General features: G+C 68.4%; 4 protein-coding genes and 1 pseudogene. 1 reads left to right on the top strand and 4 read right to left on the bottom strand.

What is annotated here, in order from left to right:
• Positions 1 to 521, bottom strand: a 521-nt coding sequence (locus AC3EUV_RS38150; protein ID WP_435604880.1) for a glycosyl hydrolase family 28-related protein, incomplete at its 3' end; no start/stop codon positions are given.
• A 40-nt stretch (positions 522 to 561) separates the two neighbouring features.
• Here AC3EUV_RS38150 and AC3EUV_RS38145 point away from each other — a divergent pair.
• A complete protein-coding gene (locus tag AC3EUV_RS38145; RefSeq protein WP_432146261.1) occupies positions 562 to 1,293 on the top strand; it encodes a CDP-alcohol phosphatidyltransferase family protein in 732 nt (243 codons plus the stop codon).
• A gap of 45 nt (positions 1,294 to 1,338) precedes the next feature.
• On the opposite strand, the gene AC3EUV_RS38140 is transcribed toward AC3EUV_RS38145, so the two are convergent.
• The 3 genes and pseudogenes from AC3EUV_RS38140 to AC3EUV_RS38130 form a co-directional block, all read right to left on the bottom strand.
• Positions 1,339 to 1,767 (bottom strand): FAD synthase family protein, encoded by a 429-nt coding sequence (locus AC3EUV_RS38140; protein ID WP_042158396.1) that lies wholly within the window; start codon positions 1,765 to 1,767, stop codon positions 1,339 to 1,341.
• A gap of 22 nt (positions 1,768 to 1,789) precedes the next feature.
• On the bottom strand, positions 1,790 to 3,298 hold the full coding sequence (locus AC3EUV_RS38135) for a fibronectin type III domain-containing protein (RefSeq protein ID WP_435604879.1): 1,509 nt from the start codon (positions 3,296 to 3,298) through the stop codon (positions 1,790 to 1,792).
• Between the two features lie 118 nt (positions 3,299 to 3,416).
• Positions 3,417 to 4,053: pseudogene (locus tag AC3EUV_RS38130) on the bottom strand (oligosaccharide flippase family protein); the annotation flags it as partial.

The following is a 4,053-nucleotide window of genomic DNA, read 5'->3' as shown; positions in this document are numbered from 1 at the left end:
GCGGAGACGAAGCCCAGCTGCTCGAACATCACATTCGCCCAGCTGTCCTCGTTGCGGCACAGATAGGCGTTCTCACCGTCGGACGGCGCGAACAGCAGCTGCGTCATCCGTTTGCCGGCCCCGCGGAACCGTAAGCCGTTGGCCTTGAGCTTTCCGCCGGGGGCGTTGAGCAGGGCGTGGGGCTTGCGGATGAGGTAGGTGCCGGCTGGTATGTCGATCACGGTCCGGCCGACGTGGTCCCAGACCCGGCCGGCCGCGTAGGAGTACGCGCGGGCGAACGCGCGGCTGTCGTCGGTGCGCCCGTCGCCCTTGGCGCCGAAGTCCGCGACCACATCGATGACGTCCTTGCCCTTGGGCTTGTGGCCGGTGACCACGGGGGCCCGGGCGTCGTCGGACGACTGCCGGGAGGCAGAGGCCGCCGGCTCGCATCCGGTGAGGGCGGCCGCCAGCGCCGCGGCCGTACCCGCCAGCACCGTCCGGCGATCGGCGCCACCGGTTGACGGAGAGGTCCTGCCTGCCATGATGTTGCTCCTTCGGGGGTCCATTCATCAGGTGGGGGACATGAGCCAGTTCGGATATGCGATCAGACAGCTGTCTGCGGCCCAGAAATCCGCGAAGGGAGTGTCCCTGTACTCGCGCTATGTGAACCGGCCGGCCGGCCGGGTGTTAGCCGCCGTGGGCTACAGCCTCAAACTGACACCCAATCAAGTCACCATGATCAGCGGGGTTTTCACCTTTGCCGGCGTGGTCATGATTGCGATGCTCCGGCCCTCGCCCGCCGCAGCGGCCGGTATTTTCGCGGCGCTGGTCCTCGGTTTCGCCCTCGACTCCGCCGACGGGCAGCTCGCCCGGCTGACCGGAACCGGCAGCGCCGCGGGGGAGTGGCTGGACCATGTGGTCGACTGCGCGAAGATGCTCGCCCTCCACATGGCCGTACTCGTCTCGTTCTACCGCCACTTCGGCCTCTCCGACCCTCGGTATCTGTTCGTACCCGTCGCCTTCCAGTTCGCCGCGGTGATGGTCTTCTTCGGCGGCATCCTCACCGAACAGCTCAAGCGCGCCGACCGGCTGCGGAGCGGTGCGGGCGGGCCGGCACCCACGGCACCCGCCTCCACGCTGCGCTCCGTCGCCCTGCTGCCGGTCGACTACGGGGTCTTCTGCGCCCTGTTCCTGCTGTTCGGCAGCCCGGACGTGTTCCTGGTGCTGTACTGCTGCCTGCTCGTCGCCCATCTGCTGTTCATGGTGGCGTTCCTGGTGAAGTGGTACCGCGAGCTGTCCGCCCCCGGCCGCTGACCGGCCGGGGACGGACACCTCACCAGGGCAGGCGGCCCGGGCCGGTCACGCGGAATTCGCGAGCCCGTCGAGCACCTTGCGCAGCAGGGTGCTCGACGTGTGCACGGTGTAGGGGAAATAGATCACATCGACCCCGACGGTCGCGAAATCCCTTTCGAGCTTGTCGCCTTTGCTCGTCCCCCGCCAGTCGTCGCCCTTGAAAATGACGTCGAACCGTACCTGCTGCCAGGTCTCCAATTTATCGGGCACCGTCTCGACGAACGCCGCGTCCACAAAGCGGACGCTGCGTACGATCTCCAGCCGCTCGGCCAGCGGAATGACCGGTGCCTGCCCTTTCGCCTGCACCGCCATTTCGTCCGAGACGACACCGGCCACCAGATAGTCGCACTGGCTTTTCGCATGCCGGAGAATATTCAGATGCCCGACGTGGAATAGGTCGTAGACCCCGGGCGCATAACCTACTCGGTGCGTCATTTACCCCCCACTCGGCAAACGGTCAGTTTCTGGCGGTCACATAGACCGGGCCGTTGCGCCCGGACACATTGGTGCCGTCGGTGACCTCGATCGAGTACCGGTGCTGGGCCCCGGGCTCCACGGTGTCCGTGTAGCTCATGTTGGGCCGGTTCCAGTAGCGCGAGTCCTGGTTGAGCGAGGTCAGATACTCGCCGTCCCGGTAGATCTTGTAGGTCAGGGCACCGTCGTCCCGGTCCCACGAGGCCTTCCAGTTCAGCGTGATCTTGCCCCGGGATCCGCTCGATCCGCTGAGCAGCGGCACCTGCGGCGCCCCGGTGTCCGGCGCCGCCGTGAAGCGCGTCAGGCCCTGCTGCGGCGCGTCGTTGACGGTGGTGAACTCGCCGCCCGCCCACAGGACGCCGTCCGCCATGGTCAGCGCCCGCGGGCCGATCTGCTCGCCGATCCCGTCGTTGGTGTCGGGGAACCACGGCAGGATCGTCTTGTCCGAGATCGACTGCGCCAGGAAGTGCTGACGGTTGCCGATGTCGGTGAAGCCGCCCGGGGTGTTGGAGCAGTCGTGCGCGTGGGAGCCGCTGTAGAGGACGCCCTTGTACGGCAGGACCGCCTGGGTGGCGCCCAGACAGGTGTCCTTCCAGAGCTGCCCGCCGTCCGTCAGCCGGCCCGCCGCGCGGCCGTCGAAGACCCCGCCGCCGGTGCCCTCGGCGCCCAGATAGAAGTTCGTCCCGTCATTGACCAGAGACTTGACCGCGGAGCGGTTGGGGATCCAGCCGGTGAAGGAGTTGACGACCCGGCCGGTGGTCGCATCCAGCCCGGCCAGCGCGTGCACGCTCAGGAAGCTGCCGTTCACCGAGGTGAATCGGCCACCGATGATGACCTTGTTGAGCTGCGGAGCGACCGTGAGGGCGTTGACCGCCGGGGTGGGGTCGTTGCCGACCGAGGAACCACGGATCGTCGCCTTGAACGGCAGCAGCTCGCCGTCGGGCCGCAGCGCGGCGACCCGCTCGCGGGTCTCCCCCTGGACGGTGTCGAACCCGCCGCCGATGTAGACCGTGTCGGCGGTGACGTCGATGGCCCGTACGGTCGAGCTGACCGTCGGCTTCCAGCCCGCCCCGATGGTGCAGTCATCGGTGTTGAGGGCGGCCGTGTTGGACCGGCCCACCGGGCCGGCCTTCCCGAACGAGCCGCCGATGTAGACCGTCGAGCCGTCGGGCGAGGCTTTCATGGCCCGGATCGTGCCCGTGCCGCCGGTGAACGCCGGGGCGCAGGACAGCGGTTCACCGGTCTTGGCGTCGAAGGCCGCGAAGTTCTTACGGGCGACTTCGCCGGTGCCGGGGGCGGCGCCCGGCGGCCGGATGTGGCTGAAGGTGCCTCCCACATAGACGATGCCCTTGGCATAGGCCATGGCCCACACGATGCCGTCGGTCTGCCAGGTGCGCAGCGGATCGGCGGTGAGGGTGCTTTCGCCGGTGGCCTGAGCCGGGCCGGCGGAAAGGGCCGTTGACGCGGTGCCGAGCACCGCGGCGGCGAGCAAGAGATGGACAGATCTGCTTCTTTGGCGCACAGGTCCCCCCTGGAAGCATGGCGCGATCGGAATTGTCAGGGTAGGACGTGGGAACGCGACGAGTTCTGTGCGGAAATGGGACCGGTGTTCACGGTGAGTTTCCCGAACCACGCTTGCGCAGCGCCCCGAAGAACTCCCCTACCCCCAGCGGCAAACGATAGCGCCAGACGGCGGCACAGAAAGCCCCAATGGCTAAAACAATTCCCAAAAGCGCGCCGGGAACGGTGTCCCCGAAAAGCGTCCGCAGCGCGAACACCGGGAGCGCCACCGTCACCACGCCGAGCACCGCGGCGCACCGATAGCCCCGGTCGACGGTGCGAAAGCCCAGGCGGTAGCGGGCCAGCAGCGCGGAGGCACCGTTGTCCACCACGATCGCCAGCCCCCAGGAAACCGCCGCCCCCAGCACCCCGTAGCGCGGAACCAGCCAGATGCCGCTGCCCAGTTGGACCACGAACGCGGCACTGGCAACCACGAGATTCCAGACACTCCGCCCGGCCATGAGGATGACCGTCTGCGCATTGCCGACGCCGACATTGACCAGACAGGCGGCCGCCAGTACCACCAGCCCCGCCGCGCCCCCGCCGAAGCCGGGCCCGAAGAGCGACAGCACGGTCTCGGGGAAGGCGGCGAGGACCAGGAACACGGGCCAGGAGAAGAGCGCGATCCAGCGGGTCGACAACCGGTGCAGATGCCGCGCCCCGGGCCGGTCGCCGCCCGCCAGCAGC

Source organism: Streptomyces sp. bgisy130 (assembly GCF_057708345.1).
The sequence above is the reverse complement of the archived record's forward strand: the minus strand, read 5'-3'. Positions and strand labels throughout refer to the sequence as shown.